Raw genomic sequence first — 26,914 nt, forward strand, 5'->3', positions numbered from 1 at the left:
AGCTGCCGAAGGCTGCGATCTTTTGCTTTTAGAGGGTGAAGTCGCCTTCAGCCGCCAATTCGCTCAGCGGGCGACGCGGGCTTGGTTCTTCGCGTGCTTGCAGGTACTCGGCCAAGGTCGATTTGTCACCCAACTTGCCCACCGCAACGGCGGCATGCAGGGCATAACCTTGCGGAATGTTCAGCTCTTTGCGCGTCAGTTCCTGATCGAAACCGGCCATGCCATGGGTGTGCCAGCCGCTGATGCTCGCTTGCAGCGCCAGATGGCCCCATGCCGAACCGGTGTCGAAAGTGCTCCACAGCGCGGGGGTTTCTTCTGTCGCGCCCGGTGCGGTGAAGGTGGTTTTCGAAATCACGATCACCAGCGCCGAAGCGTGTTGCGCCCAGCCGCGGTTGAACTCGTTCAGCAGGCCCAGATAACGCTCCCAGTTCGGCGTATCGCGACGCGCGTAGAGAAAACGCCACGGCTGTGAGTTGTAGGCCGATGGTGCCCAGCGCGCGGCTTCGAAGAAGCTCAGCAGGGTTTCTTCCGGGATCGCTTCACCGGTGAAGGCGCGGGGTGACCAGCGATCAGTGAACTGCGGGTGAATGGCGTAATCGGCGACGCGAGGGTTGGCACTCATCAAGAGATTCCTTGCTACGTTTGAGTAATAAAACCGTGGCAAAACCCTACTTGGCGGCGATTGGGCTGACAAGCACGATTTACCGACAGTCGCCAGCGCTTGGCCCGAAAGGCCTTGGGCACTAGACTGGCGGCCTTTTCACCACCTGATGTTGATGCTTGAGCCATGGCCGCCAAAGTCGAACCGTTCTGGATACGCAAAACCCTCGATCAGCTGGATCACGAGGAGTGGGAATCGCTGTGCGACGGCTGCGGTCTGTGCTGCCTGCAAAAGCTCGAAGATGAAGAAGACAACAGCGTCTATTACACGCGCATTGCCTGCAAACTGCTGGATCTGAAAACCTGCCAATGCAGCGATTACCCGAATCGCCTCAAGTTTGTCCCTGACTGCATCCAGCTCACCCCGGGCCAGGCTGAAGAATTCAAATGGTTGCCACCAACCTGCGGTTATCGACTGGTCAGCGAAGGCAAGGATCTGCCGTTGTGGCACCACTTGGTCTGCGGCGACCGCGATGCAGTGCACCACGAGCGTATTTCCCAGTCCGGGCGCATGCTCGCCGAAGGCAGCGTGCCGGAGGATGACTGGGAAGATCACCTGATTTTCCGGGCCGGTTAAACGCCCGCAGGTTCAAGTTTCAACAAGGAGTGTGTATGGCTGTGGGATTGCGGCGGGGGTTGATCGCCGGGCTGCTGGCGCTGAGCGCCCCTGTGTGGGCTGCGAAGAAAGTCGATCTGGATTATCACGTGCGCCTGTTGCCGCAGAGCGATCAGGCCGAAGTGCGCCTGACCCTGGCCAAAGGCGAAGCCGTACGCAGCCTGGATTTCGACCTCGGCGACGGCAGTCATTACAGCGACTTCAAGGCCGACGGCCAATGGCTGCTGACACCGGGCAAGCAGGCACGCGGTGTCTGGCGTCCGGCCAGCGACAAGTCCAGCCTGACCTACCGCGTGCGCATCAGCCACGGCCGCAAGAACGGCAGCTTCGACACGCGCATGACCCCGACTTGGGCTTTGATGCGCGGCGACGAACTGGTGCCGCCGGCCAAACTTGATCAGCAGGACGGCACCGAACTGGTCTCGCGCCTGCAATTCGAATTGCCTGACGGCTGGAAAAGCATCGAAACCGCTTGGCCGCGCGTCGGCAAAAACAAATTCCGCATCGACAACCCCTCGCGTCTGTTCGACCGCCCGACCGGGTGGATGCTCGCCGGGCACTTGGGCAGCCGCCGCACGCGTCTGGGCGAAACCGAAGTCACCGTGGCCTCGCCGCAAGGGCAGGGCATGCGCCGGATGGATGTGCTGACCTTGCTCACCTTCGTCTGGCCTCAGGTTCAAGCCCTATATCCACGGCATCCCACGAAACTGTTGATCGTCGGCGCCAACGACCCGATGTGGCGCGGCAGCCTCGGCGCGCACGAATCGATTTACCTCAACACGCGGTTGCCGCTGGTCAGCGAAAGCGGCAGCAGTGCGCTGGTACGCGAGTTGGCGCAGGTGTTCGGGCGGATCAATGACGAGCAGCGCAGTGACTGGATCAGTGAGGGTTTTGCCGAGTATTACGCGATCGAACTGGTGCGCCGGGCTGGCGGTATGAGTGACGAGCGTTATCAGAGTTTGCAGGCGAAATTGGCCAAGGATGGCGCAAAGGTCACAACGCTGCGCGGCGAGCAGGTCAGCCCGGGGCAGATTTCAAAAGCGGTAATTGTGTTGCAGGAGCTGGATGGCGAGATTCGCCTGAAGACGCGCAACAAGCGTTCGCTGGATGATGTGTTGCGCGGGGCGATGCATCTGGGGACGGTGAGCACCAAGGAGTTTGTGCAACTGGCCGAGAGCGTTCTGGGCGAGTCCTCGAAAGTGCTTGATACCGCGTTGCTTCAGTAATATCCCCATTCGCGAGCAGGCTCGCTCCCACACTGGTTTTGTGTTCGACACAGATTAAATGTGGGAGCGAGCCTGCTCGCGAAGAGGCCACAGGCCTTACAACAAATTCAGGATCAAACCCCGGCTTTCGGCGATTTCACCGAATCATTACCAGTCACCGTCGCCGTGCTGGTCGCCGCCTCGGCATTGGCTTTGAGCTTGCTCAGCTCTTCTCCGGCCCGCTCGATCTTGGCCCGCACGTTGTTCATGTCCTGACGGCTTTTCTCAAACAGGCTTTTTACCGAACTGTGCCCGGTGATCCCGCGAGCCATGGCCACACCGCCAATCGCCACCTGAATCAGACCGAACACCCCACCACGGCGCAGGCCCTTGCCGACCATGATCACGCCACCGGCCAGCGAGCCGATGCGCTCCCAGCCTTCGACGTTCTGCTCGGTACGAGTCTGGAACGGGGTGGATTCGATACGCTCGACGCGTTTGAGCTCGGTCATGATCTTTCTCCAGGTAATGAGTAATGGATAAACAAGCTGACTGCCGGAGCGGTCAGCTTGTTCCATCGGATGTGCGACGCTTCAGCGGAATTTCGGTCCGGAGCGAGTATTCAGGCCCTTGGCCATGCGGTCATAGAGCACGACATTGACGGTGGCGGCGAGGTTCATGCAACCGGTGGTCGGGATGTACACGACGTCTTCGCACCAGTCGCGGATCTCTTTATCCAGCGAGCCGTCTTCCGGGCCGAAGATGTACAGGGCGCGATCCGGGTGAGTGTATTCCGGCAGAGGGCGGGCGCCTTCGACCAGTTCCACGGCGACCGGTACGCAATTGAGCGGGAGGATCTTTTTCAGATCGTCGATGCCGATCAGCGGAATGTCGTAGTGCACGCGCTTGGTGTCGGTAACGAAATCGGCGGCGCGTTCATAACGCTTGCCGGTGTAAAACACCGACGCCACGCCGTAACAGCCTGCGGCGCGCATCACCGAACCGACGTTCTCCGGTGATTTGGGGTTGTACAAACCAATGCAGCTGTAACGTTTGTCTGCCACGAGCGGGGTGCCTTCGGGAAAAAGAGCGCGATTATACGGGGATTGGGGGAGGGCGGGCACTGATCGTTCCCACGCAAAGCGTGGGAACGATCATGGCTGGTTCAGTCTTCTTTCTTCATCAACCCGGCCAGTGCGGCGAACGGGTTGTGCGTCGCCTTGGCAATTTTCGGCGTGCTCAGCGAGCCTTCGCTGAAGTATTGCTGGTCGGTGTAGCGCGAGTGTTCGTTGTCGTGGCAGTACAGGCACAACAGCTCCCAGTTCGAGCCGTCCTGCGGGTTGTTGTCGTGGTTGTGGTCACGGTGGTGCACGGTCAGTTCGCTCAGGCGCTTGCCGGAAAACTCACGGGTGCAGCGGCCACAGACGTGCGGGTACATCTTCAGGGCCTTGTCGCGATAGCCCATTTCCTTGTCGCGCTGGTTGTCGGCGAGGATGCGATCCAGTTTCGACGTATTGGTTGGGGTGGACGAACTCATGGGTTCACCTTTGTAGAAGACTAATGACGGTTATGTACAGAGTTTAGCTCAGCCCTTGAGCTTCTCGGCAATCCAGATCGTGTGGCGAGTGCCCTTGTTGCCGTGGGCGAAGACCTGCACTTCCTCAGCCTTGAAACCGGCCTTCTTCAATTTGTCGGAAAACTGCCGGTCAGCGCTGGCCGACCACACGGCCAGCACGCCTTTTGGGCGCAGTGCCTTGGCGCAGGCATTCAGGCCCGCGGCGGAATACAGCCAACTGTTGGCCTTTTGCGTCAGGCCTTCGGGGCCGTTGTCGACGTCGAGCATGATCGCGTCGAAGCCGTTCGGCTCGCTTTGCAGGACGTTGGCCACGTCTTCCTGACGAATCACCGTGCGCGGATCGAGCAGCGGCCGGCCGGACTTTTCACCGAGCGGGCCACGGTTCCACTCGACCACGCCCGGCACGAGTTCGGCGACCACCACTTCAGCGCTCTTGCCCAGATGCTTGAGCGCCGAGGCGAGGGTGAAACCCATGCCCAGCCCGCCGATCAGCACCCGCGAGTCCGGCCGGCCGGCAACCTTGCGGCAAGGGATCTCGGCTAGCGCATCTTCGGAGCCGTGCATGCGCGTGTTCATCAGTTGCCCGCCGTCGCCGCCCTGGATCTTGATGACGAAATCCTCGCCATACTCGAACAGGCACAGGGCACCGCCGCTTTCAGGGATCGGGGTGGTGTCGAGCAGAACGAAACGTTTCATGGAAATCTCTACAAGGGGGAAGGCAAGCAGGCCCGTTGGGAGTAGCCTGAGCGCAGACTAAGGCCAACGGAGCCCTTGATGAAGCGCACCATTCTAACGGTCATTGCCCTGGCCGCGCTCTCGATAACTGCAGTGCAGGCGCAGCAGACCATTCCGATCAGCCCGGCGCCGCAGCCCGGCTCGCCCGGCACCGCAACGCCAACCCCATATCCACAGATCACGCCGATCAACATTCCCAAGTCGGGCGCCGGCAGTGGCAGCCCGCCGCTGGTGCCGATCGAAATGCCCAGCCCACCAATCAAGGATCAACCGGTGCCGGGTATTGAACAGACCGGCACCAAGATCAAATCCCCCGGCGGTTAAACCTGTTGCGCCGCCAGTTGACCGTCGGCCATGCGCAAGCGTTTGGACAGGGAGACGGCGAGGGCGCGGATGATCTTGGCGGCGATTTTCGGCGCGTCGTTGAGCATTTTTTCCAGCGAGTCCTTGCCCAGATTGAGCAACTGGCAATTGCTCGCCGCCACGCAAGTGGCCGAGCGCCGTTCGCCGTCGAGCACGGCCATTTCCCCGAACGCCCGACCGCTGCGCAGGGTGGCCATGGTGATGACCTGACCGTCGGCACCGGTTTTCTGCACGGCGACCTGACCGGTGTGGAGGATGCACATGAAACTGCCGGCATCGCCCTCACGGAAAATTGCTTCGCCTTCAGCCACGGTGCTGATGCTGAAGTAGCCGGAGGCGGCGGCGAAGTCGGCCAGTTGCAATTGGTCGAACAGGCCGCAGTCCATCAGCCAGTCGCGGATTTCGTTGTTCAGTAAGGTCGGTTCTGACATGTCGTTGCGATCTTATTTTGTGTTCACTGATTTCAGGCGCTGCACGGTTCCAGTGTAGGAGCTGCCGAAGGCTGCGATCTTTTGATCTTGCCTGTCTGAAAATCAAAATCAAAAGATCGCAGCCTTCGGCAGCTCCTACATGGAACTGTAGGTATCGGCCTCTTGGGTCTTGAGTTAAGACCCAAGTGACCGACGGAGTTCCTCAGGCCAGCCCCAGAACCTTGAAAACAAATGCATATTCGAGCGCTACGTCACGTAATCCCTGATAGCGCCCGCTCATTCCGCCGTGGCCGGCGCCCAGTTCAGTCTTGAGCAGCAGCACGTTGTTGTCGGTTTTGGTCGCTCGCAACTTCGCCACCCACTTGGCCGCTTCCCAGTACTGCACGCGGCTGTCGTTGTAGCCGGCGATCACCAGTGTCGCGGGATAATCCTGCGCAGTGACGTTTTCGTAAGGCGCATAGGCCTTGATCCGCTCGTAGACGTCCGGCTCCTCAGGGTTGCCCCACTCGTCGTATTCGGTGACGGTCAGCGGCAGTTCAGGGTCGAGCATGGTGTTGAGCACATCGACGAACGGTACTTCGGCAATCGCCACGCCAAACAGATCCGGACGCTGGTTGAGCACCGCGCCAATCAATAAACCGCCGGCGCTGCCGCCGCTGATCGCCAGTTTTTCAGCCGTGGTGATGCCATTGAGGATCAGGAATTCGGCGCAGGCGATAAAGTCGCTGAAGGTGTTGTGCTTGTGTTCCTGCTTGCCGGCGCGATACCAGGCTTCGCCCAACTCGCCGCCGCCACGTACGTGGGCGATGGCAAAGGCCATGCCGCGATCGAGCAGGCTCAGGCGCGCGTGGGAAAACCATGGGTCGAGGCTCGAACCGTAAGCACCGTAACCGTACAGGTACAGCGGCACCGGTTTGCCGACCATTTCGCGTTTCATCACCAGACTGATCGGCACTTGCGTGCCGTCCGGCGCGGTGGCCCAAAGGCGCTGGCTGACATAAGCGTCAGCATCGAACGGGCCGAGTACCGGTGTTTCTTTCAGAACAGTCTGTTCGCCGCTGGCGAGGATCAACTGGCGCACCTGCGCCGGGCGATTGAGTGCCTCGTAGCGCAGGCGGATGCGATCGCTTTCAAACTCCAGGCTGTTTTGCACATAGAGGCTGTAGGCCGCGTCCGGCAATTGCACGCGATAAGGCGCCAGACCGTGTGGGTGAACTTCGATGATCGGTAAGCCACCTTCGCGCAGGCTCAGGGTCATGGCCTCGGTGTTGAGGCTCACGCCATCGAGCATCACCTCGTCGCTGTGCGGGATCAGGTTCTGCCAGTCTGCTTCTGTCGGCGCGACGCCAGTGTCCGGCGCCTGATACAAGGCGTAGTTGATGCCGTCGCGGTTGGTGCGGATGAACCACGTCCATGTGCCATCGAGCAGGCCGTGGTCGACGTCGTATTCGTGATCTTCGACGCGTGGTGCCAGGCAGGTGAACGGCAGGTGCGGCTGGTTGGCGTCCAGTGCCCAGACTTCGCTGGTGGTCTTGCTGCCCAGCGACAGCAGCAATTGCTGTTCGGAGCTGGATCGGTAGCAATGCAGGAAGAAACGCCCGTCCGGCTCGTGGAAGACTTCTTCAGCGGCAGTGCCGTCGAGGCGATAACGGAACAATTTGTGCGGGCGGTGGGTGTCGTCGAGCACGCCGAAGAACAGCGTCAGACTGTCGTTGGCCCAGGTCATGCTGCCGTCGCAGTCCTCGAATTCCAGTTCGCTGACCTTGTCGTTGGACAGTTCCTTGACGAACAGCGTGTAGATCTCATCGCCCGAGGCATCAACGCTGTAGGCCAGGCGCTGGTGATCGGGGCTGATGCTGAACGCACCCAGGGAAAAGAATCCGCCATTGGCCAGCACGTTCGGGTCGAGCAGCAGTTGCTCGCGGCTTTCGTCGAGGGTCAGGCTGTCGTCCGCCGGGCGCGGGCAGCGGTAATGCCGGGCATATTCGTCGCCCGCTGTGGTGCGCGTGTAATACAGGTACGGCCCCCAAGGGGAGGGCAGGGACAGATCGGTTTCGAGAATCCGGCCCTTGATCTCTTCGAACAGGGTTTCGCGCAGTTCGGCCTGATCGGCGGTTTGCGCTTCTTGGTAGGCGTTTTCGGCCTTGAGGTAGTCGAGCACCGCATCGGTGTCGCGCTCTTGCAGCCAGGCATACGGGTCGGCGCCGGCCGCCTTGTGGGCAATCGGGGCGCTGATGACGTTGGCGGATTCGGGCATGGAAGGCTCTCGGACAATATTCGGAAAAGGGATTTCGCAGCGCTTGAGACTGATGCTCTCACAGGGATTGCTGCTCGCCGTCTGGCATTGGGACAAGCCTGGCGGGCGAAAAGTCGTTACTATAAGCGCCTCTTTGCCTGCCTTGCCATGGACACCATGACCGAGAACGACTATCTGATCGCCTGGGGCCTCTACGCCTTTGCCGCTGTAGGCTGCCTGTTGGTATGGATGCGCCTGACCACCTGGATGTGGCGCTGGCTGCGCGAGCCGCTGCGCGTGTTGATGGTGGTATTGCTCTTCAGCCCGACCATCGTTGACCCCGTGAAGGAAAAGGTCGCTCCGGCCATCGCCATTACCGCACTGGATCTGGCGTTCAAGGTCGGCAACAACGCCTGGCGCGCGGTCTCCGATCTGTTCATGTACGGCATGATCGCCTTCGGTATCTACCTGATTTTCGTGTTGATCCGCTTCCCGATCGAACGTGCCTCCAAGGCTCGCCGTGAACAGGCCGACGCCGCCAAGGCCGCAGCTCGCGCCGATGAACGCGACGATGATCAGCCGTTCGGTGGTGCCGGTGATGACCGTTATGGCCGCCCGCCGGTACCGAGCAATCCGCAGCGCATGCGGGTCGAGCCGCGTCTGTAATCCCGAGAGTCCGCACATGTGTGAATTACTGGGCATGAGTGCCAACGTGCCGACCGATATTGTGTTCAGCTTCACCGGGCTGATGCAGCGCGGCGGCCGCACCGGCCCGCACCGCGACGGCTGGGGCATCGCCTTCTATGAGGGCCGTGGCCTGCGGCTGTTTCAGGATCCGGCGGCGAGCAGCGAGTCGGAAGTCGCCAATCTGGTGCAGCGTTACCCGATCAAGAGCGAAGTGGTCATCGGCCACATCCGCCAGGCCAACGTCGGCAAGGTCTGCCTGTCCAATACCCACCCGTTCGTGCGCGAACTGTGGGGGCGCAACTGGTGCTTCGCGCACAACGGCCAGCTCGCCGATTTCACCCCGATCAAAAGTTTCTACCGCCCGGTTGGCGATACCGACAGTGAAGCGGCGTTCTGCGATTTGCTCAACCGCGTACGTGCAGCCTTTCCGGAACCGGTCGATATAGAAGTGCTGCTGCCGGATCTGGTCGCCGCGTGCGCCGAATACCGCAGCAAAGGCGTGTTCAACTGCCTGCTCAGCGATGGCGACTGGCTGTTCTGCTATTGCTCGACCAAACTGGCGCAGATCACCCGGCGCGCACCGTTCGGCCCGGCGCGGCTCAAGGATGTCGATGTGATCGTCGATTTCCAGGCCGAAACCACGCCCAACGATGTGGTGACGGTGATTGCCACCGAACCCTTGACCGAAAACGAAACCTGGACCCGCTACGAACCGGGCCAATGGAGCCTGTGGCGACGCGGCGAATGCGTAAGCCAGGGCAAGACCGAATAAGGATTGCACCCCATGTTGCTCAGTTATCTACGGCTGGTGTTGTTTGCGGCGGGCCTGTTGATCGGTGTCCAGGTGCCGGGGTTCATCAACGATTACGCTAAACGCGTCGAGGCGCATCTGATCGAGGCGCAGACTGGTCTGCGTGGGTTCCAGGGCACGGCCGAACAGTTTTTCAAGGGCGACATGCAGGCCTTGGTCGCGCATTATCGCGCCAGTGAAGACCCGGTGTTTCGCAGCGATGCCGATAGCCTGAGCACGATGCTCAATCGTCAGTTGGCCTTGGATAAACAGTTCCAGGCCATGCAGGGGCCGTGGTACATCCGCTTCCTGCAAGTGGTGCTGGCCGCCGACCCGGACATCCGCAAGGAAACCTGGAACGGCTACAGCTATCAGATCCTGCTGACTCCGGAAGCGATGATCTGGGGCATGAGCGGCGCGTTGCTGCTGTCGTTCGGCATCGAATGCCTGTTCCGTCTGATCGACTGGGTGGTACTGGGCGGCAAGCGCCTGCGCCAGAGCCGGCCGATTGAAGACCGGGATGTGCGCGGCTTGTAAATTCTGCACAACCCCCTGAAATGAGGGGATTTTGTGGTGAGGGGATTTATCCCCGATGGGCTGCGAAGCAGCCCCAAACCCGGCAAAGCGGTGTGTCAGAAAGACTGAGTTGTTTGGTGTACGACTGCTGCGCAGCCGGTCGGGGATAAATCCCCTCACCACAAGTATGTGATCAGTTAGTAAGGGTGATGTAGTTTTCACCCACCTTCTGCGCATACCCCTCCAGCACCTGCTGACACAACGTCACAATCTCCTCGACCCACTCCACACCCACCCGCCACGACACCACCACTTGCAGATTCGGTGGCCGCTGATCAATGGCGAGCAGGGTCAGTTCACCCCGCGCCAACTCCTCGGCCACCAGCACCGGCGGCAATACACCGATGCCAAAACCATCGCGCAGCAACCGGGTAATCGCCGACACCGAATTCACGCAATTCAAGCGCGGCGCCAACACGCCGTTGGCCTGCATCAGCGCCAATAGGTCCTGGTGTGGCCGGGAGTTTTTCGAGTAGGTGATGATGCGTTCCTGCGCCAGTTCGGCGAGATCGGCGTAGTCGCGGTTGTAGATCGAATGGCTGGCGACGATCCAGCCCAGCGGATGGCTGGCCAGCTCCAGACTGCGCACGCTTTCATGGCGCACCAGATCGGTTTGCAGGATCAGATCGAGAAAGCCTTTTTGCAGCTGATCGCAGAGGTTCAGCGAGGTATCGGCCACCAGCTCGATTTCCACGCGTGGATACAGGTCGGTCATCTGCGCCACCAACGGGCTCAGCCAAGTGTGAATCACCGTGTCCATCACGCCGATGCGTACACGGCCAACCTTGCTTGAGCGGGTTTCGATCGATTGCTTGAGCGCGCTCATGGTGTCGAGCATCTGCTCGGCATAGTCCAGCACTTTCAAGCCTTCGGGTGTGAGGCTGACGCCGCGCGAATCACGCAGAAACAGCTTCACCCCCAACTCGCCTTCAAGCACCGCAATGCGGCTGGAAATCGATGCCTGAGTGGTGAACAACTTGTCGGCGGTCAGGCGAAAACTCTTCAGCCGGGCGACCCAGACAAAGGTCTCGAGAAACTTCAGGTTCATGGGCAAGGCTCGGGTGACAAATTTTTCTTATGCCTAAGGCGGGTTTTTATTCGTTGGACGCAGCAGGGCGGGGCGCCCAAAAATCGGCGCATCCGGTTCCCACGATAGGCGTCGTCGGGACTACGAACAAGATCAATAAAAGCCTGCGGAGACTTGCCATGAGTGCGCCCGACACCCTCGACCTCGCCAAGACCACGGCCCGCCCCGGACCGTTCGACTGGTATCGCAACATCAACAAGCAGGAGCGTCGCACGTTCTGGAGCTGCAAGATCGGCTACGGTCTGGACGGCATGGACACCCAGATGCTCAGTTTCGTGGTGCCGACCCTGATTGCGATGTGGGGCATCACCACGGGCGAAGCCGGGCTGATTCACACCAGCACCCTGATCGCCTCGGCCATCGGCGGCTGGGTCGCGGGCATCCTGTCTGATCGCATTGGCCGTGTGCGCACTTTGCAACTGACGGTGCTGTGGTTCGCCTTCTTCACCTTCCTCTGCGGCTTCGCGCAAAACTACGAACAGTTGTTGATCGCCCGCACCCTGATGGGCTTCGGTTTCGGTGGCGAATGGACGGCTGGCGCAGTGCTGATCGGCGAAGTGATCCGGGCGAAGGATCGCGGCAAAGCGGTCGGCATGGTGCAATCCGGTTGGGCGCTGGGCTGGGGGCTGACGGCGATTCTGTATGCGCTGCTGTTCTCGATCATGCCGCCGGAAGATGCCTGGCGAGCGCTGTTCATCCTCGGCATCGTGCCGGCGATTTTCGTAATTTTCGTGCGACGTCTGGTCAAAGACCCGGAGATCTACCGCGAAGCCAAGGCTGCGCAAACCCCGGAAAATGCGGCGAAGTTCTATGAGATCTTCGCCCCCGGCATACTCTTCACCACTATTCGCGCCTCCTTGTTGACCACCGGCGCACTTGGCGGTTACTACGCGATCACCTCGTGGTTGCCGACCTTCCTGAAAAACGAACGGGGCTTGAGCGTGCTCGGCACCGGCGGTTACCTGGCGATGGTGATTGTCGGTTCCTATGTCGGTTACGTGATCAGTGCTTATCTGACCGACCTGTTGGGTCGCAAAAAGAACTTTATCCTGTTCGCGGTCGGCTCGTTCACCATCGTTCTGCTCTACACCCAATTGCCGGTCAGTAATGGCGTGATGCTCTGGCTGGGCTTCCCGCTGGGGTTCTTTGCCTCGGGGATTTTCAGCGGGATGGGCGCGTTTCTCACCGAGTTGTTCCCAACGCGGATTCGCGGCTCGGGCCAGGGCTTCTGCTACAACATCGGCCGGGCGCTGGCGGCGCTGTTTCCGCTGCTGATCGGCCTGCTCAGCCAGAAAGTGCCGTTGAGCGTGGGCATTGGTGCATTTGCTGCGGTGTCTTACGGCGTGGTGATTATCGCGGCGTTGAGCCTGCCGGAAACCCGTGGCAAGCAACTCGACGCGCAGTAACTGATAACCTGCGGGGGCATTGCCCAAGGGGCGATGTCCTACGGATAGAAAGATAAAAAGCTACAGGAGTGTTTACCGTGAGCCGCCTGTTATTGAATTGCGACATTGGCGAGAGTTTCGGCAGCTGGACCATGGGTCTGGACGCCGAAGTCATGCCCTTCATCGACTGCGCCAACGTGGCCTGCGGCTTCCACGCCGGCGACCCGGGCATCATGCGCAAAACCGTCAGCCTGGCACTGAACCATGGCGTGCAGATCGGCGCGCACCCGGCCTATCAGGATCTGGTCGGATTCGGTCGGCGCTCCATGGCGTATTCCGCACAGGAACTGCAAGACATCCTGCATTACCAGATCGGCGCGCTCGACGGCATCTGCCGCGCGCAAGGTGCAAGAGTCAGCTACGTCAAACCCCATGGCGCGATGTACAACGACATGATGGCCAACCCGGCGCAGTTGCGCGCGGTGATTCAGGCGGTGGCCGCTTACGATCGCACGTTGCCGTTGATGTTGATGGCCACCCGCGACAACTCGGCGGCGCAGCAACTCGGCGACGAGTACGGCGTAACCCTGTGGTTTGAAGCCTTCGCCGACCGTGCCTACGACAGCGCCGGTCGCCTGGTCTCGCGACAACTGCCGGGCGCGGTGCATCACGAACCGGAAAAAATCATCGAGCAAGCGCTGACCATTGCCCGTGGCGACAACCTCACCGCCAGCGACGGCAGCGCCTTGCACCTGCAAGCCAACACCCTTTGCGTACACGGTGACAACACCAGTTCGGTGGCCGCCGTGCAGCGTATCCGCGAGGCCTTGAATCAGCAGAGTGCGTCATGAATCCAAGGATTGAAGTCGTAGCACTGGATTGCCTGATGCTGCGTCTGTTCGATGACATCGCCGAGGCCAACATGCCATGGATGCTCGCTGCCAGTGAGCGGTTGCGCGCGGTGTTCGGTGCGCAAATGATTGATCTGGTGCCGTCCTATACGACATTGATGGTGCATTACGACTTGACCGTTTTGAGCCCGAATCAGGCCCGGAAATTGATCGCTGAGGCGTTGATTGATCTTTCGCCGAATGCGCGGGCCACCGGCCAGTGCCACGTGCTGCCGGTCTGGTACGACCTGAGCGTCGGCCCCGAACTGAGCCTTTTGGCCCAACGCAGTGGATTGGCGGTAGAAGAGGTCATCCGCCGTCACAGTGCCCGGGAGTATCAGGTATTCGCTCTTGGTTTTGCCCCGGGTTTTGCCTTCATGGGGCTGGTCGAAGAAGTCTTGGCTGCGCCACGCCTGAACACCCCGCGCAAGAAAGTCGCCGCCGGCAGCGTCGGCATTGCCGAACGGCAAACCGCCGCGTATCCGGTGGTTTCCCCGGGTGGCTGGAACCTGATCGGCCGCACCCCGGCGAAACTGTTTGATCGCCATCGCGACGGCTACAGCCTGATGCAACCTGGCGACACCGTGCGCTTCGAAGCGGTGAGCCACGCCGAGTTCATCCATCTGGGTGGCGACGACACACCGCTGGAGGCACTGGCATGAGCCGACTGACGATTGAAGCAAGTACGCCGCTGTGCCTGTTGCAAGACGCCGGGCGGTTTGGCGTGCGGCATTTGGGCGTGACCCAGGGCGGTGCGGCGGATTGGCGGTCGATGCGTTGGGCCAATTGGCTGCTGGGCAACGGCCTGGATCTGCCGGTGATCGAAATCACCCTCGGCGGGTTTGCCTTGGTGGCTGAAGAGGATTGCCTCTTGGCGTTGGCCGGGGCAGATCTCGACGCGCACCTTGATGACCAACCGCTGTCGCCGTGGTGCAGTTTCAAACTGCGCAAAGGGCAGACTTTGAAACTCACCCAGCCACGACTCGGTGCCCGGGCTTATCTGGCGGCGCCGGGTGGTTTTGACGCGCCGAGGGTTCTGGGCAGCAGCGCCACGGTGGTGCGCGAGGAACTCGGGGGGCTCGATGGCATGGGTCTGCCGCTGACCAAAGGGGCGACGTTGAGCTATCAGGGTGAAACCTTTCTGGTTCGAGAAGTGCCAATGGCGCATCGCCCGGATCTTCGGCTGAATGCGCCGCTGGATCTGGTGCTCGGGGCGCAGATCGGCCAGTTCGGCGGGCAGAGTCTGTTTGATGTATTCAACAGCGCCTGGACGCTGGACAGTCGCGCTGATCGCATGGGCATTCGCTTGCTGGGCAAGCCTTTGCAATACCAGGGGCAGCCGATGATTTCCGAGGGCATTCCACTGGGCGCGGTGCAGGTTCCGCCGGACGGGCAGCCGATTGTTTTGCTCAATGATCGACAGACGATTGGTGGTTATCCGCGCTTGGGGGCGTTGACGCCGTTGGCGTTGACTCGGCTGGCGCAATGTCTGCCGGGAGCGAAGGTGAGATTGCGGCCGGTGGTGCAGGACGTTGCGCACCGGGAGCATGTCGACTATCTGCAGCTGTTTGGTTGAAGATCAAAAGATCGCAGCCTGCGGCAGCTCCTGCAGGGGAGCGGAGATTTCTCTGTAGATACCGTCTTGCCCCTCATCGGGCAAGGGCAATTTTCGGGTCAAATGGTTGGCCCGATTTAAGAACGGCGTAGACAAAATGTAGGAGTTTGCGCATCGCTGCACAGATGATTTGCTTGGGGGCCTTGCCGTTGGCCTTCAAGCGGTCCTTCATGGCGATGATTGCCTTGTTGTGCTTCAGTGCAACCAACCCAGGCATGTATAGACCCGCCCGAACGCGAGCCGATCCGATCCTCGAAATCACTGTTCTGCCTTTGAATTTTCCCGAGTCCTGCAGCTTTGGGTTCAACCCGGCGGCAGCGACCAGCTTGCGAGGGTCGTCATATTTACGCAGGTCGCCCAACTCGGCCAGCAGCCGCTCAAGGGTTTTCTGGCCGATACCGTCGATGGTCACGATCAAGTCGCGCATTTGGCGCATGTCTGGATCATCGTCGATGTGTTTTTTGATTGCTTTGTGAGTTTCAACGATCTCTTTCTCGATGTGACGCAGCACAGAGTTGATCGAGTCTTTGACCTTTTCGTCGGACACATCCAGGCGATTGAGCTCCATTTGCTCCATTTCCTGAAGGTCATCCAAGCGACGTACCATCGCCTTTAGCTGACGATATTTCAGCGGCTCCGGAGCCCAAAGCTGAAGCTTTTCAGCCTTTTCCCGAGCAAAGTCAGCGATCAATTTGGCGTCGCTTTTGTCGGTTTTTATCCGGCGCAGCTCGCTGTCGGCGTAAGCGTGGGTCGTAGCCGGATTGACGACGCAGACCCGGTAACCCTTGTTGTAGACGAACTCGGCAAGTTCCAGGTGATAAACGCTGGTGGCTTCCATCACGATCAGGGCTGTAGGCTCGACCTGCTTGTTCAACCAGGCGTCAAACTCTTTGAAACCTTTTGAGTCGTTAGCCAGTTTGGCTTTGGTTTTGTGCTTGCCGTTTGGCAGGTGAGTAGCGATATCAAAGGTGTTTTTAGCGACATCGACGCCGACGAAATTGGACATGACCGTTTCTCCATTAATCCGTTTTCGATCATCACTGCACTCTGTCCAACCTTGCGAATGCGGGCTCTCGCCAGAGACGGGCCCAAGATACCGTTCGAACTATACGAGTGAGTGTGGAGGGCTGGAGCACGATCTACATCACAGGCAAAAAGCCTAAGGAGCTGCACGGCTTCCAAGTCCCTCCCTCGATGATCAGTCGAGAACTATCGCTCCTGACGGAGCGATAGTCGAGATACAAGGAGCTGCCGCAGGCTGCGATCTTTTGATTTTATTTGGACAGGAATCTCATCCCTTCTTCCAGCCCACGCAATGTCAGCGGATACATCTGATCCTCGATCAAGTCCCGCACGATGTTGGTCGATGAGGTATAGCCCCACGTATCTTTCGGGTACGGGTTGATCCAGATGAGCTTCTTGTATTTCTCCATGAACCGTTGCATCCACAGATAACCGGGCTCTTCGTTCCAGTGTTCGACGCTGCCGCCGGCCTGGGTGATTTCATAAGGCGCCATGGCGGCGTCGCCGATAAAGATCACTTTGTAGTCGGCGCCGTATTTGTGCAGCAAATCCTGAGTCGAGAAACGCTCTGAGGTGCGGCGCATGTTGTTCTTCCACACCGATTCATAAATAAAGTTGTGGAAGTAGAAATACTCCAGGTGCTTGAACTCGGTCTTGCAGGCCGAGAACAGTTCCTCGCAGATCTTCACATGCGCATCCATCGAACCGCCGATGTCGAACAGCAACAACAGCTTCACCGTGTTACGCCGTTCCGGGCGCATCTGGATGTTCAGCAGTCCGGCGTCCTTGGCGGTGTGGTCGATGGTGCCGTCGATATCCAGCTCTTCCGCCGCGCCCTGACGGGCGAACTTACGCAAACGACGCAGGGCAACCTTGATGTTCCGCGTGCCCAGTTCGACGGAATCGTCGAGGTTCTTGTACTCGCGCTGATCCCAGACTTTTACCGCTTTACCCTGACGCTTGCCGGCATCGCCAACCCGAATGCCTTCCGGGTTGAAGCCGCCGGAACCGAACGGACTGGTGCCGCCGGTACCGATCCATTTATTGCCGCCGGCGTGGCGTTCCTTCTGTTCTTCCAGACGCTTCTTGAACTCTTCGATCAGCTTGTCCAGACCGCCGAGGGACTGGATCTGCGCGCGTTCTTCGTCGCTCAACGAGCGTTCGAACTCCTTGCGCAGCCAGTCTTCGGGAATCAGCGCCTGAAGATGATCGTCGAGTTTTTCCAGGCCATTGAAGTAGGCGCCGAACGCACGGTCGAACTTGTCGAAATGCCGTTCGTCCTTCACCAGAATCGCCCGCGACAAGTAGTAGAACTCGTCCATGTCGGCGAAGGTCACGCGCTGTTTCAGCGCGTTGATAAGGTCGAGCAGCTCGCGCACCGACACCGGCACCTTGGCTGCACGCATTTCATTGAACAGGTTGAGCAACATGGCATCAGCCTCTTAGCGGGTGCCGCGACGGCTCATGAACGCCAGGCGCTCAAGCAATTGCACGTCCTGTTCGTTCTTTACCAAAGCCCCTGCCAGCGGCGGAATTGCCTTGGTCGGATCGCGTTCGCGCAGCACCGCTTCGCCGATATTGTCGGCCATCAGCAGCTTCAGCCAATCGACCAGTTCCGAGGTCGACGGCTTCTTCTTCAAACCAGGTACTTTGCGCACGTCGAAGAACACGTCCAGCGCTTCGCTGACCAGATCCTTCTTGATGTCCGGATAGTGAACATCGACGATTTTTTGCAGCGTGTTGCGATCGGGGAAGGCGATGTAGTGGAAGAAGCAGCGGCGCAGGAAGGCGTCCGGCAGCTCTTTCTCGTTGTTGGAGGTAATGATGATGATCGGGCGCTTCTTGGCCTTGATGGTCTCGTCGATCTCGTAAACGTAGAACTCCATCTTGTCGAGTTCTTGCAGCAGGTCGTTAGGGAACTCGATGTCGGCCTTGTCGATTTCGTCGATCAGCAGGATGACCCGCTCTTCGGACTCGAAAGCCTCCCAGAGCTTGCCTTTCTTCAGGTAGTTGCGCACGTCGTGGACTTTTTCTGTGCCCAACTGCGAGTCGCGCAGACGGCTGACGGCGTCGTACTCGTACAGGCCCTGATGCGCCTTGGTGGTGGACTTGATGTGCCAGGTGATCAACCGGGCGTTGAACGATTCGGCCAGTTGCTCGGCGAGCATGGTCTTGCCGGTGCCCGGCTCGCCCTTGACCAGCAGCGGCCGCTCCAGGGTGATGGCGGCGTTGACCGCCAGCTTCAGGTCATCGGTGGCGACGTAGGCCTGGGTGCCTTCGAACTTCATCTGCTAATCCTCGAACGGTAACGCCGACCTGAACGGGCAGGGCGGGGGCGAAATAATCGGATGCACCGACTATAACGCGCAGCCCGGTCGACTGTGAACGCAGACGGCTTATTCAGTCTCTGAATGGGGCGTCACATGTTGACTCGGTTTCGGCCGAGACCCTTCATCGGGAGGTGCTGGCGCAAAGCCTTAACCCTCATCCGGCTTCGGCCGCTCATACCGCGCATTGAAAGCCTGAACAAATCCATTGCGCAAAATCTGCAAAAACGCTTCGAACCCGTTGATATTTTGCTGGTGCACGTTACCGCTGAGTTGCACGCGGGTAGCGAACTGGTTTTTGACCTGGTTTTTCAACACGGTTTCGGTACCGCCGACCAGTGCTTCCCAGACCGAGCGGAACAGACCTTTGTTCTTGTTTTCAACGTCTTGCTGCCAGTCGAACACATCGACATCGCGCAGCAGCGGTTTGATGTAACCGGTCACTTTGGCTTTTTCGGCTTTTGCTTCAATCACCACGTCGCCATGCCCGGCGTTGAAGTCGAACTTGCCATAAGCCGAGGCGAAGTCATTCATGCGCTTGAGCTCGATGTCTTTTGCGCGAAGTCGAAACTCGAAGTCTTCGAAGTTGCTCAGCGGATCGAAGGTCGCGGTGGTTTCCAGAGGGGCGTGGCCCAACAACAAAGCTTTACCTTCGAAACGCGCATCGCGTTTGCCCTCTTTGTCGACCACGTTGGTCAAGTTATAAATGCTGGCGTCGACGTTGGTGGCGTTCATGTTGACGGGCGGTTTGGAGTTGAAATTGCGGAATGTGACGCGGCCATCGTGGATCTGGACTTCATCGAGGGTAATCGGCAGCAACTTGCCCAGTTGCTCGCGCCAGTCAGTGCCCTGACCGGTCTGGGAATTCTGCTTGTTGGCCCCACCGTCGACGAAATTCACTTCCGGTTTGATGAACTGCACCTGCGCTACCACCGCTCGCTCGTACCACAACGAGTGCCAGCTCACCGACAAGTCAATCACCGGTGCGTTGACGAACGGTACCGGCACCTTGCCGTCGACCTTTACGATCTTCAGACCGTTGATTTTGTAGGCGCCGCGCCAAAGCGCCAGATCGACATCGGTGATCTGCCCACGGTAGTCACCCATGTTCGCCATTCTGTCGTTCAGATAATCGCGCACCATGTAGGGCAGGGCGATGTGAAGTGCAATCAACAGCACGACAATCCCAGCGAAAATCCATAACGGCCAGCTATAACGACGCTTCATGGTGCCAATTCCCGAACGATGTAAACGGTTGACTGCCTGCTGCCGCAGACGTTCGACCCGACTGGACTGTAACGGGCAACAGGCATACCTTGGAGCGCTAAATTCAACGCTGCACAAGGACCCAGCCATGAGCCGTATCTTTGCTGACAACGCCCATTCCATCGGCAACACGCCGCTGGTGCAGATCAACCGTATCGCCCCGCGTGGCGTGACCATTCTGGCCAAGATCGAGGGGCGCAACCCCGGTTATTCGGTCAAGTGCCGAATCGGCGCCAACATGATCTGGGACGCCGAAAGCAGCGGCAAACTCAAGCCAGGCATGACCATCGTCGAGCCGACTTCGGGCAATACCGGCATCGGCCTGGCCTTCGTCGCCGCCGCGCGTGGCTACAAGTTGATGCTGACCATGCCCGCCTCGATGAGCATTGAGCGTCGCAAAGTACTCAAGGCGCTGGGCGCCGAACTGGTGCTGACCGAGCCGGCCAAAGGCATGAAAGGCGCGATCGAGAAGGCCGCCGAGATTGTTGCCAGTGATACAGGCAAATACTTCATGCCGGCACAGTTCGATAACCCGGCCAACCCGGCCATCCACGAAAAAACCACCGGCCCGGAAATCTGGAATGACACCGACGGTGCCGTGGATGTGCTGGTGGCTGGCGTCGGCACCGGCGGAACCATCACCGGCGTTTCGCGGTATATCAAGAATACTCAGGGTAAACCGATTATTTCGGTGGCCGTGGAGCCTGCCTCGTCGCCAGTGATTACTCAGGCACGGGCTGGCGAAGAGATCAAGCCGAGCCCGCACAAGATTCAAGGCATTGGTGCCGGTTTCGTGCCGAAAAACCTTGATATGTCGATGGTCGACCGGGTCGAGCAGGTCACCGACGAAGAGTCCAAGGCCATGGCCCTGCGCCTGATGCAGGAAGAAGGGATTTTGTGCGGTATTTCCTGCGGTGCGGCAATGGCGGTGGCGGTGCGTCTGGCTGAGACACCTGAGATGCAGGGCAAGACCATCGTGGTGATTCTGCCGGACTCCGGTGAGCGTTATCTGTCGAGCATGCTATTCAGCGATCTGTTCACTGAGCAGGAGAACCAGCAGTAATCGAGTTGATTCAGGTCAGCCCGGGTTCAGGATGCTTATGTTAATAAATGCTTTGTTGCGCAATTCTTAACACTGAATCTTGGGTTGAACGGGTTTTGCCCCGGGCCAGGAGTGTTTATCATGGCCGGCTGCCATGCCGGGTAAAGGGCGTTGCGCAGTGTTGTTTTTATTCCAAGGAGTTGTTGATGACCTTTTCGTTTGCCGCCAAGGCTTCGGTATTGCTGCTGTTTCTGGGCAGCACGCTCTATGTGCATTTGCGCGGCAAGGCGCGTTTGCCGGTATTGCGTCAGTTCGTCAACCACTCGGCGCTGTTCGCCCCCTACAACGCCTTGATGTACCTGTTCTCCGCTGTACCGTCCAAGCCGTATCTGGATCGCAGCAAATTCCCGGAACTGGATGTGCTGCGCGATAACTGGGAAGTCATTCGCGACGAAGCGATGCACCTGTTCGACGAGGGTTACATCCGCGCCGCCGAGAAGAACAACGACGCCGGTTTCGGCTCGTTCTTCAAGAAGGGCTGGAAGCGTTTCTACCTCAAGTGGTACGACAAACCTCTGCCATCGGCCGAAACCCTGTGCCCGAAAACCGTGGCACTGGTCAGTACCATTCCGAACGTTAAAGGCGCGATGTTTGCGCTGCTGCCGGGCGGCAGTCACCTCAATCCGCACCGCGATCCGTTTGCCGGTTCCCTGCGTTATCACCTCGGCCTGTCGACACCGAACTCCGACGACTGCCGGATCTTCGTCGATGGCCAGGTCTATGCCTGGCGGGACGGTGAAGACGTGATGTTCGACGAGACCTACGTGCACTGGGTCAAGAACGAAACCGACAAGACACGCGTCATCCTGTTCTGCGACATCGAACGTCCGCTGAGCAACCGGCTGATGACCCGAATCAACCGCTTCATCAGTGGCTGGCTCGGCCGGGCAACCGCACCACAGAACCTTGATGACGAACGCGTCGGTGGCATCAACCAGGCTTACGCCTGGAGCAAGAACTTCAGCGACAAGTTCAGCGGCGTGGTCAAGCAATGGAAACGCCGCCATCCGAAAGCCTACCGTGTGATGCGTCCGGTGCTGGCGGTGGTGGTGCTGACTTTGCTGGGGTATTGGCTGTTTGGTTGAGGCCTAACCAGAAATGAAAAACCGCTCATTGTGAGCGGTTTTTTCATGACGGGAACGCGAAAGAGGCGCCCGCGAGAATACCGCCTGGCTCCTCAACGGCTGGATTTGCCAATGCCTCCCTGATTCGCTGCAACTCCTTTTCAGACAACTCTCCAGAGGACCGCTTTCTATTGGTCTTTGTCGATTTGGCGTCTGAGGCCTTGTTTTCAACGACAGCTTTCATGCTTTCTCCGGCGTTGATCATTAAATGAGCAGTTGCTTCGATACTAGTCTTAGTCAATAAGCTTCACAAGCCGACCGTCTGAATCGAACTCAAAACCCAGTTGCTGGTAAAGAGATATGACCCCCGGGAGAGGCTCCTGAATTTCAATTTGCTTGCTGCCTATGATTCGCGCGAAGTGAGTAACGGCGGTCAATGCAAACGTCGCGACGCGGCTCTTGAGCGGGTGATCGTTTCCTGCCTTGCCCTCCAGACGCACAATCTTCACTCTCAATCGACTCTGATTAGGGTTCGCAAAGCAGAGTCCGCACAGTTCCTGATCAAACCAGATGGCCAAATCGAAGCCTAATGGCTCTCTGGCCTTCCACCTGACAACTTCCTGCCAGGAGAAATGAGGATCAAGCCATTTTTCATAGGCGCTCAACGCCAGTGCATCGATTGCTTCGAAACGAACTCTGGAATGATCGACATCTATGATGCCTTTCTGCGCCAAATCATCTTGTAGTCTTGCGAACGTAGTACCTGCCAGTTTCCTGGCTTGCGACCTGTACAACTGATACCGCAAATACGTCCGTTCCCTTGGCATGTGATCTCTTGCATTCCATGTCTCTGTCATAGGTTGTATCCGTTGCCATCCAGCCTATTCATCTCCCGCCGACCTGTCGTTACAGGCCCTTTGCCCAAGTCATTGCAATCTGTGTCCCGCGCTGGTTATAGTCGGCCCTCGTGAGCCAGACGACTCACGCAACCATCCTCAACAAAGATCAGCCCAAATGCCTGCATCCCTCATCAACGCGGTAGTCGATTCAGCGGTCAACGCTGGCGTCGTGCCGTGCGGGAATCAGCAGCCCGGGCAGATCAGTCATTACCCCCCACCTGTCAGTAGCACGCCGGTGTGCGCAGTCGTATCACCGCCGGGCGTTGGCGTTTCGGGCTGATCGGCATTTTCTGCTGACCCCCTTGCCCGCCTGAAAAAACTACTGAATTTCAGCTTCGGCTGAGTTGGCTATTGGCCTGACTACAGGTGGTATTCATGTTTGTCCTTTCGAAAAAATCCGCGCTCGCGGCGATGTCCACGAGCCTGTTCGTTCTGCTGTGGAGCAGCGGGGCGATCTTCTCCAAATGGGGCCTGGCCCACGCGTCACCGTTTGCCTTTCTGTTGATTCGCTTTGCCATCGCCCTGTGCGGCCTGGTGCTGCTGATTCCTCTACTCAAATTGAAACTGCCCAAGGGCGGCAGGCCGATGCTGTTTGCGATTGCCACCGGTGTGGTGTTGTTGGGGGCTTATCAGATTTTCTATCTGCTGGCCCTCAACACCAAAGTCACGCCGGGGGTGATGGCGACCATCATGGGCGTGCAACCGATTCTCACGGTGGTGTTGATGGAGCGGCAGCGCTCGGCCAGCCGGATGTTTGGGCTGGCGCTGGGGTTGGCCGGTCTGATCATGGTGGTGTATCAGGGGATCGGTCTGGCCGGGATGTCGTGGGCGGGGATGCTGTTCGGTCTGCTGGCGCTGGCGAGCATGACGCTCGGTTCGATCATGCAGAAGCGCATCACCGACAATCCCCTCGGCACGCTGCCGGTGCAGTATCTGGCCGGACTGTTGTTGTGCGGGATCTTCGTGCCGTTCCAGCCATTTCACTTCGAGCACAGTGTGGGCTTCATCGTGCCGGTGTTGTGGATGGGCCTGGTGGTGTCAGTGCTGGCGACGCTGTTGCTGTATCGCCTGATCGCGCGGGGCAATCTGGTGAATGTCACCAGCCTGTTTTATCTGGTGCCGGCGGTGACTGCAGTGATGGACTATCTGTTTTTCGGCAACAGACTAGCGACGTTGAGCATGTTAGGCATGCTGTTGATCGTCATCGGTCTGGCATTCGTCTTCCGTAAAACAGCGTAAACCGCAAAAGGCCCGGAGCCTGTCTCCGGGCCTTTTTTCATTTGCTCAATGCATGTTCGGCCCGCACCGAATTCATGAACGCCTGCATCGCCGACGATTGAATCCGGTGGCGTCGGGTAATCAGACCGAACGGTGGCAGTCGCGCTTCGAACTTGATCGGCAGCACCGCCAGCAGGTCGCGGCCGGGGTAGTCTTCAACCACCGACACCGGTGTTACTCCGAGCATGTCGGTCTGCTGGATCAATGACAGCAAGGTCATGATCGAGGTGGTTTCGACGATGCTGCTGGGGATGTCGACCCGGGCGTTGTGGAACACCTGATTGATGATCGCGCGCATCGGACTCGGTTGCTGTTGCAGCACCCAGGTCATGTTTTGCAATTCTGCCCAGCTGAGGTTTTTCTCTTTCGCCAGCGGGTTCTGCGCGCCGGCAATCACGCACAAGGCTTCTTCGCCGAGACTGTCGAAGAGCAACTCTTCGGCCCGCGCCCCGGCGGGTATTCGCCCCAGCACGATGTCCAGTTGATCCTGCAACAGCGCCTGCACCAACACGTCGCTGGTGTCGACTTGAATGCTCATTGATAACCGTGGATGGCTTTGCTTCAAGGTCGCGATAGTCCGCGTCAGCAACCCCGAGGCCAGCGCCGGAATAGCCCCGACCGCGACCCTTCCGAGATTGCCCGATTCCAGCGCCACCAACTCTTCGCGCATGCCGCTGAGTTCGGCGAAGACCATGCGCGCGTAATAGATCACCGTCTCGCCGAAGGGCGTCGAGCGCATGCCCCGGGGCAGGCGCTCGAACAGTTCGACGCCGAGCAAATCCTCGGCCTCGTGCAGCATCTTGGTCGCCGCCGGTTGAGTCATGCCGATGTGGTCGGCGGCGCGGCGCAGCGAGCCGAATTCCTGTAACGCCAGCATCAGCCGCAATTGGCGCAGACGCAGGCGGCTGTGGATCACGTTGGCATCAGGAATTTGGGTCATGGGCCGTGCTCGCGAAAAAGACAGGTGGCCAGCCTGACAACAAATGTCAGGCAGTGCCAGTCCTGTGTCACAGCACCGATTTTGGCTTGGCCGCAGGGGGCTTGCGCAAACCGACCATGACTTGCAGCGCCTTGGAGATCAACGGCCAGAACAGCATCAGCAACGCCGCCGTGGTCAGGCTGCCCACCAACGGGTTGGACCAGAAGATGCCCAAGTGCCCGTCGGAAAACAGCATCGACTGGCGGAACGCGTCTTCGGCCTTGTCACCCAGCACGGCGGCGAGCACCAGCGGCGCGATCGGGTAGCCGAGTTTCTTGAACAGATAACCCAGCGCGCCGAAGCCGAGCATCAGCACCACGTCGACGAACGAGTTGTGTACCGAGTAGGCACCGATGGCGCAGACCATGATGATGATCGGCGCGATGATCGAGAAAGGAATGCGCAGGATCGAGGCGAACAACGGCACGGTGGCCAGCACGACGATCAGACTCACGACGTTGCCCAGGTACATGCTGGCGATCAGGCCCCAGACAAAATCGTGCTGCTCGACGAACAGGGTAGGGCCGGGGTGCAGGCCCCAGATCATCAAGCCGCCGAGCATTACCGCTGCGGTGGCCGAACCGGGAATGCCCAGGGTCAACATCGGCAGCAGGGCGCTGGTACCGGCGGAGTGGTCGGCGGTTTCCGGAGCGATCACGCCTTCCAGTTCACCCTTGCCGAAGTTGTCGCGGTTCTTCGAGAAGCGCCGGGCCAGGCTGTAGCTCATGAACGACGCCGCCGTCGGCCCGCCCGGGGTGATGCCCATCCAGCAACCGACCAACGTGCTACGCACAATGGTCAGCCAGTAACGCGGCAGTTTCGCCCAGGTGCGCAGGATCACCATCGGCGTGATGCGCGCATGTTCACCGCGAAACACCAGGCCTTCTTCCACTGTGCAGAGGATTTCACCGATGCCGAACAGACCGATCACCGCCACTTCGAAGCTGATGCCGGTCATCAACGCGGGCTGATCGAAGGTCAGGCGCAGGTTGCCGGATACAGTGTCCATGCCCACCGCCGCCATGGCGAAACCGATCATCATCGCCACCACGGTTTTCAGCGGTGGGTTCTTGCTCATGCCAATGAACGTGCAGAAGGCCAACAGGTACACCGCAAAGAATTCCGGTGAGCTGAAGGACATGGCGAACGCGGCGATCTTGGTCGACAGGAACGTCAGCAACAACACGCCGGCCAGTGCGCCAATCAGCGCCGAACTGAACGCGGCGGTGAGGGCTTCGGCGGCGCGGCCTTCACGGGCCATCGGGTAGCCGTCGAAGGTGGTCGCCACGGATGACGGCTCACCGGGGATGTTGAACAGAATCGAGGTGATCGACCCGCCGAACAACGCCCCCCAATACATGCACGACAACAGGATAATCGCCGACACCGGCGACATGGTGAAGGTCAGAGGCAGCAGCAACGCCACGCCGTTGGGGGCGCCGAGGCCGGGCAACACACCGACCAGAATGCCCAGCAGCACGCCGATCACCATCAGGCCGATGTGGCCCGGGGTCATGATCAGGTTCATGCCTTGCATCAGGGAATCGAATTCGCTCATTTGAAGTTTCTCCCGGCGAGGGCAATCCAGTCGCCCATCGGGCCGGCATCCAGCGGCACCTTGAACCACAGCGCGAAGATCAGGTAACTGGCGAGTACCGCGCCGAGCGAGACGCTGCCGATCATCCATTTGCCGTAGGGTTTTACGCGTACTTTGTCGCGCCACATGAACCAGGCAATGAACGCCGCTGAGGCCACATAGATACCGGTGAACGGCATGGCCGCGACGAACAGGGCAATCGGCAGGAACACCGAGAACACTTGCCGAAACGCGCTGCGGCTGACGAACGCTATGCTCATGGCCTGCCAGCGCACCACGGTCAGAATGCCGTTGGCCACGCTCGCGCCACTGAGCATCAGGCCGATGTAGAAGGGGAAGTAACCCGGCTCAGGCCCGGCGTCACCCCAGCCGATGCCTTGTTCAAGGCTGCCGTACATCACCACCGCGCCGATCAGCGTGGTGAACAGGGTCAGGCCGAGTTCGACCCAACGGGTGCTGACCAGCGCCGGTGAATCCGAAGAATGGGACATGAAACACCTCCAGCAGGTGACGGCCGCACCTTATCG

31 protein-coding genes are annotated in these 26,914 nt (G+C 59.3%); 14 read left to right on the plus strand and 17 right to left on the minus strand.

Features of this window, described 5'->3' with window-relative positions; genetic code table 11:
• Positions 1–28: 28 nt before the first annotated feature.
• Positions 29–622: a nitroreductase family protein gene (locus tag ACA043_RS07260; RefSeq protein WP_497658892.1), complete on the minus strand. Its 594-nt coding sequence runs from the start codon at positions 620–622 to the stop codon at positions 29–31.
• A 165-nt stretch (positions 623–787) separates the two neighbouring features.
• Here ACA043_RS07260 and ACA043_RS07265 point away from each other — a divergent pair, with 165 nt between their 5' ends.
• Together ACA043_RS07265 and ACA043_RS07270 are read left to right on the plus strand one after the other, a co-directional pair.
• Positions 788–1,237, plus strand: coding sequence for a YcgN family cysteine cluster protein (locus ACA043_RS07265; RefSeq protein WP_122608869.1), 450 nt, complete (start codon positions 788–790; stop codon positions 1,235–1,237).
• A 35-nt stretch (positions 1,238–1,272) separates the two neighbouring features.
• Positions 1,273–2,502, plus strand: a complete 1,230-nt coding sequence (locus ACA043_RS07270; RefSeq protein WP_497658893.1) for a hypothetical protein — start codon at positions 1,273–1,275, stop codon at positions 2,500–2,502.
• Positions 2,503–2,615: 113 nt separating this feature from the next.
• Here ACA043_RS07270 and ACA043_RS07275 read toward each other — a convergent pair whose 3' ends face one another.
• The 4 genes from ACA043_RS07275 to ACA043_RS07290 all read right to left on the minus strand — a co-directional run bounded on the left by ACA043_RS07275 (position 2,616) and on the right by ACA043_RS07290 (position 4,753).
• Complete coding sequence (locus tag ACA043_RS07275; RefSeq protein WP_187680184.1) at positions 2,616–2,993, minus strand: YgaP family membrane protein; 378 nt, start codon at positions 2,991–2,993, stop codon at positions 2,616–2,618.
• Positions 2,994–3,074: 81 nt separating this feature from the next.
• A complete protein-coding gene (locus ACA043_RS07280; RefSeq protein WP_007911337.1) occupies positions 3,075–3,545 on the minus strand; it encodes an RNA methyltransferase in 471 nt (156 codons plus the stop codon).
• 101 nt (positions 3,546–3,646) lie between these two features.
• Positions 3,647–4,018, minus strand: coding sequence for a YajD family HNH nuclease (locus ACA043_RS07285; protein WP_007911336.1), 372 nt, complete (start codon positions 4,016–4,018; stop codon positions 3,647–3,649).
• A 48-nt stretch (positions 4,019–4,066) separates the two neighbouring features.
• On the minus strand, positions 4,067–4,753 hold the full coding sequence (locus ACA043_RS07290) for a spermidine synthase (protein WP_093103748.1): 687 nt from the start codon (positions 4,751–4,753) through the stop codon (positions 4,067–4,069).
• Between the two features lie 78 nt (positions 4,754–4,831).
• Between ACA043_RS07290 and ACA043_RS07295 the strand changes: the two genes are divergently transcribed.
• Positions 4,832–5,116, plus strand: a complete 285-nt coding sequence (locus tag ACA043_RS07295; protein ID WP_497658894.1) for a hypothetical protein — start codon at positions 4,832–4,834, stop codon at positions 5,114–5,116.
• On the opposite strand, the gene ACA043_RS07300 is transcribed toward ACA043_RS07295, so the two are convergent.
• Together ACA043_RS07300 and ACA043_RS07305 are read right to left on the minus strand one after the other, a co-directional pair.
• Positions 5,113–5,586, minus strand: a complete 474-nt coding sequence (locus ACA043_RS07300) for a cyclic nucleotide-binding domain-containing protein (protein ID WP_186548822.1) — start codon at positions 5,584–5,586, stop codon at positions 5,113–5,115. The two genes, ACA043_RS07295 and ACA043_RS07300, sit on opposite strands and share 4 nt — an antisense overlap.
• A gap of 202 nt (positions 5,587–5,788) precedes the next feature.
• Complete coding sequence (locus tag ACA043_RS07305) at positions 5,789–7,843, minus strand: S9 family peptidase (RefSeq protein WP_497658895.1); 2,055 nt, start codon at positions 7,841–7,843, stop codon at positions 5,789–5,791.
• A 147-nt stretch (positions 7,844–7,990) separates the two neighbouring features.
• Here ACA043_RS07305 and ACA043_RS07310 point away from each other — a divergent pair, with 147 nt between their 5' ends.
• From ACA043_RS07310 to ACA043_RS07320, 3 genes are read left to right on the plus strand one after another with little or no spacing between them, the layout of a single operon-like run.
• Complete coding sequence (locus ACA043_RS07310; protein WP_401266523.1) at positions 7,991–8,488, plus strand: MFS transporter; 498 nt, start codon at positions 7,991–7,993, stop codon at positions 8,486–8,488.
• Between the two features lie 16 nt (positions 8,489–8,504).
• Positions 8,505–9,281 (plus strand): class II glutamine amidotransferase, encoded by a 777-nt coding sequence (locus tag ACA043_RS07315; protein ID WP_024012022.1) that lies wholly within the window; start codon positions 8,505–8,507, stop codon positions 9,279–9,281.
• A gap of 12 nt (positions 9,282–9,293) precedes the next feature.
• Positions 9,294–9,836, plus strand: a complete 543-nt coding sequence (locus tag ACA043_RS07320; RefSeq protein ID WP_305441908.1) for a DUF2937 family protein — start codon at positions 9,294–9,296, stop codon at positions 9,834–9,836.
• A gap of 172 nt (positions 9,837–10,008) precedes the next feature.
• On the opposite strand, the gene ACA043_RS07325 is transcribed toward ACA043_RS07320, so the two are convergent.
• Positions 10,009–10,923: a LysR family transcriptional regulator gene (locus ACA043_RS07325; protein WP_489878437.1), complete on the minus strand. Its 915-nt coding sequence runs from the start codon at positions 10,921–10,923 to the stop codon at positions 10,009–10,011.
• Between the two features lie 158 nt (positions 10,924–11,081).
• On the opposite strand from ACA043_RS07325, the gene ACA043_RS07330 reads away from it, so the two are divergent.
• From ACA043_RS07330 to ACA043_RS07345, 4 genes are all read left to right on the plus strand, one after another.
• The gene (locus tag ACA043_RS07330) at positions 11,082–12,368 is read left to right on the plus strand and encodes an MFS transporter (RefSeq protein WP_489878438.1); all 1,287 of its coding nucleotides are present in this window, start codon (positions 11,082–11,084) and stop codon (positions 12,366–12,368) included.
• 77 nt (positions 12,369–12,445) lie between these two features.
• Positions 12,446–13,198 (plus strand): 5-oxoprolinase subunit PxpA, encoded by a 753-nt coding sequence (locus ACA043_RS07335; protein WP_497658896.1) that lies wholly within the window; start codon positions 12,446–12,448, stop codon positions 13,196–13,198.
• Positions 13,195–13,899, plus strand: coding sequence for a 5-oxoprolinase subunit PxpB (pxpB, locus tag ACA043_RS07340; protein WP_497658897.1), 705 nt, complete (start codon positions 13,195–13,197; stop codon positions 13,897–13,899). Before ACA043_RS07335 ends, pxpB begins: the two co-directional genes overlap by 4 nt.
• Entirely contained in the window at positions 13,896–14,813 is a 918-nt protein-coding gene (locus tag ACA043_RS07345; RefSeq protein WP_497658898.1) for a 5-oxoprolinase subunit C family protein, read from the plus strand. Before pxpB ends, ACA043_RS07345 begins: the two co-directional genes overlap by 4 nt.
• Before the next feature lie 73 nt (positions 14,814–14,886).
• Here ACA043_RS07345 and ACA043_RS07350 read toward each other — a convergent pair whose 3' ends face one another.
• From ACA043_RS07350 to ACA043_RS07365, 4 genes are all read right to left on the minus strand, one after another.
• On the minus strand, positions 14,887–15,858 hold the full coding sequence (locus tag ACA043_RS07350; RefSeq protein ID WP_497657519.1) for an IS110 family RNA-guided transposase: 972 nt from the start codon (positions 15,856–15,858) through the stop codon (positions 14,887–14,889).
• Positions 15,859–16,126: 268 nt separating this feature from the next.
• Positions 16,127–17,305: a vWA domain-containing protein gene (locus ACA043_RS07355; RefSeq protein WP_305441915.1), complete on the minus strand. Its 1,179-nt coding sequence runs from the start codon at positions 17,303–17,305 to the stop codon at positions 16,127–16,129.
• A gap of 12 nt (positions 17,306–17,317) precedes the next feature.
• Positions 17,318–18,163, minus strand: coding sequence for an AAA family ATPase (locus ACA043_RS07360; RefSeq protein WP_489878441.1), 846 nt, complete (start codon positions 18,161–18,163; stop codon positions 17,318–17,320).
• A gap of 189 nt (positions 18,164–18,352) precedes the next feature.
• Positions 18,353–19,429, minus strand: coding sequence for a DUF748 domain-containing protein (locus ACA043_RS07365; RefSeq protein WP_401266537.1), 1,077 nt, complete (start codon positions 19,427–19,429; stop codon positions 18,353–18,355).
• A gap of 127 nt (positions 19,430–19,556) precedes the next feature.
• On the opposite strand from ACA043_RS07365, the gene cysK reads away from it, so the two are divergent.
• Together cysK and ACA043_RS07375 are read left to right on the plus strand one after the other, a co-directional pair.
• Positions 19,557–20,531, plus strand: a complete 975-nt coding sequence (gene cysK / locus ACA043_RS07370) for a cysteine synthase A (RefSeq protein ID WP_401266540.1) — start codon at positions 19,557–19,559, stop codon at positions 20,529–20,531.
• Positions 20,532–20,716: 185 nt separating this feature from the next.
• Positions 20,717–21,655: an aspartyl/asparaginyl beta-hydroxylase domain-containing protein gene (locus tag ACA043_RS07375; protein ID WP_497658899.1), complete on the plus strand. Its 939-nt coding sequence runs from the start codon at positions 20,717–20,719 to the stop codon at positions 21,653–21,655.
• Between the two features lie 43 nt (positions 21,656–21,698).
• Here ACA043_RS07375 and ACA043_RS07380 read toward each other — a convergent pair whose 3' ends face one another.
• Positions 21,699–21,878, minus strand: coding sequence for a hypothetical protein (locus tag ACA043_RS07380; protein ID WP_497658900.1), 180 nt, complete (start codon positions 21,876–21,878; stop codon positions 21,699–21,701).
• Between the two features lie 49 nt (positions 21,879–21,927).
• On the minus strand, positions 21,928–22,461 hold the full coding sequence (locus ACA043_RS07385) for a hypothetical protein (RefSeq protein WP_497659625.1): 534 nt from the start codon (positions 22,459–22,461) through the stop codon (positions 21,928–21,930).
• A 187-nt stretch (positions 22,462–22,648) separates the two neighbouring features.
• On the opposite strand from ACA043_RS07385, the gene ACA043_RS07390 reads away from it, so the two are divergent.
• Positions 22,649–22,813, plus strand: coding sequence for a hypothetical protein (locus ACA043_RS07390; RefSeq protein ID WP_497658901.1), 165 nt, complete (start codon positions 22,649–22,651; stop codon positions 22,811–22,813).
• 95 nt (positions 22,814–22,908) lie between these two features.
• A complete protein-coding gene (locus ACA043_RS07395) occupies positions 22,909–23,772 on the plus strand; it encodes a DMT family transporter (RefSeq protein WP_497658902.1) in 864 nt (287 codons plus the stop codon).
• 37 nt (positions 23,773–23,809) lie between these two features.
• On the opposite strand, the gene ACA043_RS07400 is transcribed toward ACA043_RS07395, so the two are convergent.
• The 3 genes from ACA043_RS07400 to ACA043_RS07410 all read right to left on the minus strand — a co-directional run bounded on the left by ACA043_RS07400 (position 23,810) and on the right by ACA043_RS07410 (position 26,878).
• Positions 23,810–24,751 carry a LysR family transcriptional regulator gene (locus ACA043_RS07400; protein ID WP_497658903.1) on the minus strand — a complete coding sequence of 314 codons (942 nt, stop codon included), beginning with the start codon at positions 24,749–24,751 and terminating at the stop codon, positions 23,810–23,812.
• A gap of 67 nt (positions 24,752–24,818) precedes the next feature.
• Positions 24,819–26,348 (minus strand): tripartite tricarboxylate transporter permease, encoded by a 1,530-nt coding sequence (locus ACA043_RS07405; protein ID WP_401266546.1) that lies wholly within the window; start codon positions 26,346–26,348, stop codon positions 24,819–24,821.
• Positions 26,345–26,878, minus strand: coding sequence for a tripartite tricarboxylate transporter TctB family protein (locus tag ACA043_RS07410; RefSeq protein WP_401266548.1), 534 nt, complete (start codon positions 26,876–26,878; stop codon positions 26,345–26,347). The genes ACA043_RS07405 and ACA043_RS07410 overlap by 4 nt, the downstream gene beginning before the upstream one ends.
• Positions 26,879–26,914 lie beyond the last annotated feature (36 nt).

It is taken from the genome of Pseudomonas sp. LBUM1648, from assembly GCF_059716145.1.

Coding starts and splice junctions, on each gene's coding strand:
- ACA043_RS07320 (WP_305441908.1), top strand. CDS start 9,294: ATGTTGCTCAGTTATCTACGGCTGGTGTTGTTTGCGGCGGGCCTGTTG.
- ACA043_RS07325 (WP_489878437.1), bottom strand. CDS start 10,923: ATGAACCTGAAGTTTCTCGAGACCTTTGTCTGGGTCGCCCGGCTGAAG.
- ACA043_RS07305 (WP_497658895.1), bottom strand. CDS start 7,843: ATGCCCGAATCCGCCAACGTCATCAGCGCCCCGATTGCCCACAAGGCG.
- ACA043_RS07270 (WP_497658893.1), top strand. CDS start 1,273: ATGGCTGTGGGATTGCGGCGGGGGTTGATCGCCGGGCTGCTGGCGCTG.
- ACA043_RS07360 (WP_489878441.1), bottom strand. CDS start 18,163: ATGAAGTTCGAAGGCACCCAGGCCTACGTCGCCACCGATGACCTGAAG.
- ACA043_RS07310 (WP_401266523.1), top strand. CDS start 7,991: ATGGACACCATGACCGAGAACGACTATCTGATCGCCTGGGGCCTCTAC.
- ACA043_RS07385 (WP_497659625.1), bottom strand. CDS start 22,461: ATGCCAAGGGAACGGACGTATTTGCGGTATCAGTTGTACAGGTCGCAA.
- ACA043_RS07330 (WP_489878438.1), top strand. CDS start 11,082: ATGAGTGCGCCCGACACCCTCGACCTCGCCAAGACCACGGCCCGCCCC.
- ACA043_RS07265 (WP_122608869.1), top strand. CDS start 788: ATGGCCGCCAAAGTCGAACCGTTCTGGATACGCAAAACCCTCGATCAG.
- ACA043_RS07380 (WP_497658900.1), bottom strand. CDS start 21,878: ATGAAAGCTGTCGTTGAAAACAAGGCCTCAGACGCCAAATCGACAAAG.
- ACA043_RS07260 (WP_497658892.1), bottom strand. CDS start 622: ATGAGTGCCAACCCTCGCGTCGCCGATTACGCCATTCACCCGCAGTTC.
- pxpB (WP_497658897.1), top strand. CDS start 13,195: ATGAATCCAAGGATTGAAGTCGTAGCACTGGATTGCCTGATGCTGCGT.
- ACA043_RS07410 (WP_401266548.1), bottom strand. CDS start 26,878: ATGTCCCATTCTTCGGATTCACCGGCGCTGGTCAGCACCCGTTGGGTC.
- ACA043_RS07390 (WP_497658901.1), top strand. CDS start 22,649: ATGCCTGCATCCCTCATCAACGCGGTAGTCGATTCAGCGGTCAACGCT.
- ACA043_RS07365 (WP_401266537.1), bottom strand. CDS start 19,429: ATGAAGCGTCGTTATAGCTGGCCGTTATGGATTTTCGCTGGGATTGTC.
- ACA043_RS07315 (WP_024012022.1), top strand. CDS start 8,505: ATGTGTGAATTACTGGGCATGAGTGCCAACGTGCCGACCGATATTGTG.
- ACA043_RS07345 (WP_497658898.1), top strand. CDS start 13,896: ATGAGCCGACTGACGATTGAAGCAAGTACGCCGCTGTGCCTGTTGCAA.
- ACA043_RS07400 (WP_497658903.1), bottom strand. CDS start 24,751: ATGACCCAAATTCCTGATGCCAACGTGATCCACAGCCGCCTGCGTCTG.
- ACA043_RS07375 (WP_497658899.1), top strand. CDS start 20,717: ATGACCTTTTCGTTTGCCGCCAAGGCTTCGGTATTGCTGCTGTTTCTG.
- ACA043_RS07295 (WP_497658894.1), top strand. CDS start 4,832: ATGAAGCGCACCATTCTAACGGTCATTGCCCTGGCCGCGCTCTCGATA.
- ACA043_RS07355 (WP_305441915.1), bottom strand. CDS start 17,305: ATGTTGCTCAACCTGTTCAATGAAATGCGTGCAGCCAAGGTGCCGGTG.
- ACA043_RS07405 (WP_401266546.1), bottom strand. CDS start 26,348: ATGAGCGAATTCGATTCCCTGATGCAAGGCATGAACCTGATCATGACC.
- ACA043_RS07290 (WP_093103748.1), bottom strand. CDS start 4,753: ATGAAACGTTTCGTTCTGCTCGACACCACCCCGATCCCTGAAAGCGGC.
- ACA043_RS07275 (WP_187680184.1), bottom strand. CDS start 2,993: ATGACCGAGCTCAAACGCGTCGAGCGTATCGAATCCACCCCGTTCCAG.
- cysK (WP_401266540.1), top strand. CDS start 19,557: ATGAGCCGTATCTTTGCTGACAACGCCCATTCCATCGGCAACACGCCG.
- ACA043_RS07395 (WP_497658902.1), top strand. CDS start 22,909: ATGTTTGTCCTTTCGAAAAAATCCGCGCTCGCGGCGATGTCCACGAGC.
- ACA043_RS07300 (WP_186548822.1), bottom strand. CDS start 5,586: ATGTCAGAACCGACCTTACTGAACAACGAAATCCGCGACTGGCTGATG.
- ACA043_RS07350 (WP_497657519.1), bottom strand. CDS start 15,858: ATGTCCAATTTCGTCGGCGTCGATGTCGCTAAAAACACCTTTGATATC.
- ACA043_RS07285 (WP_007911336.1), bottom strand. CDS start 4,018: ATGAGTTCGTCCACCCCAACCAATACGTCGAAACTGGATCGCATCCTC.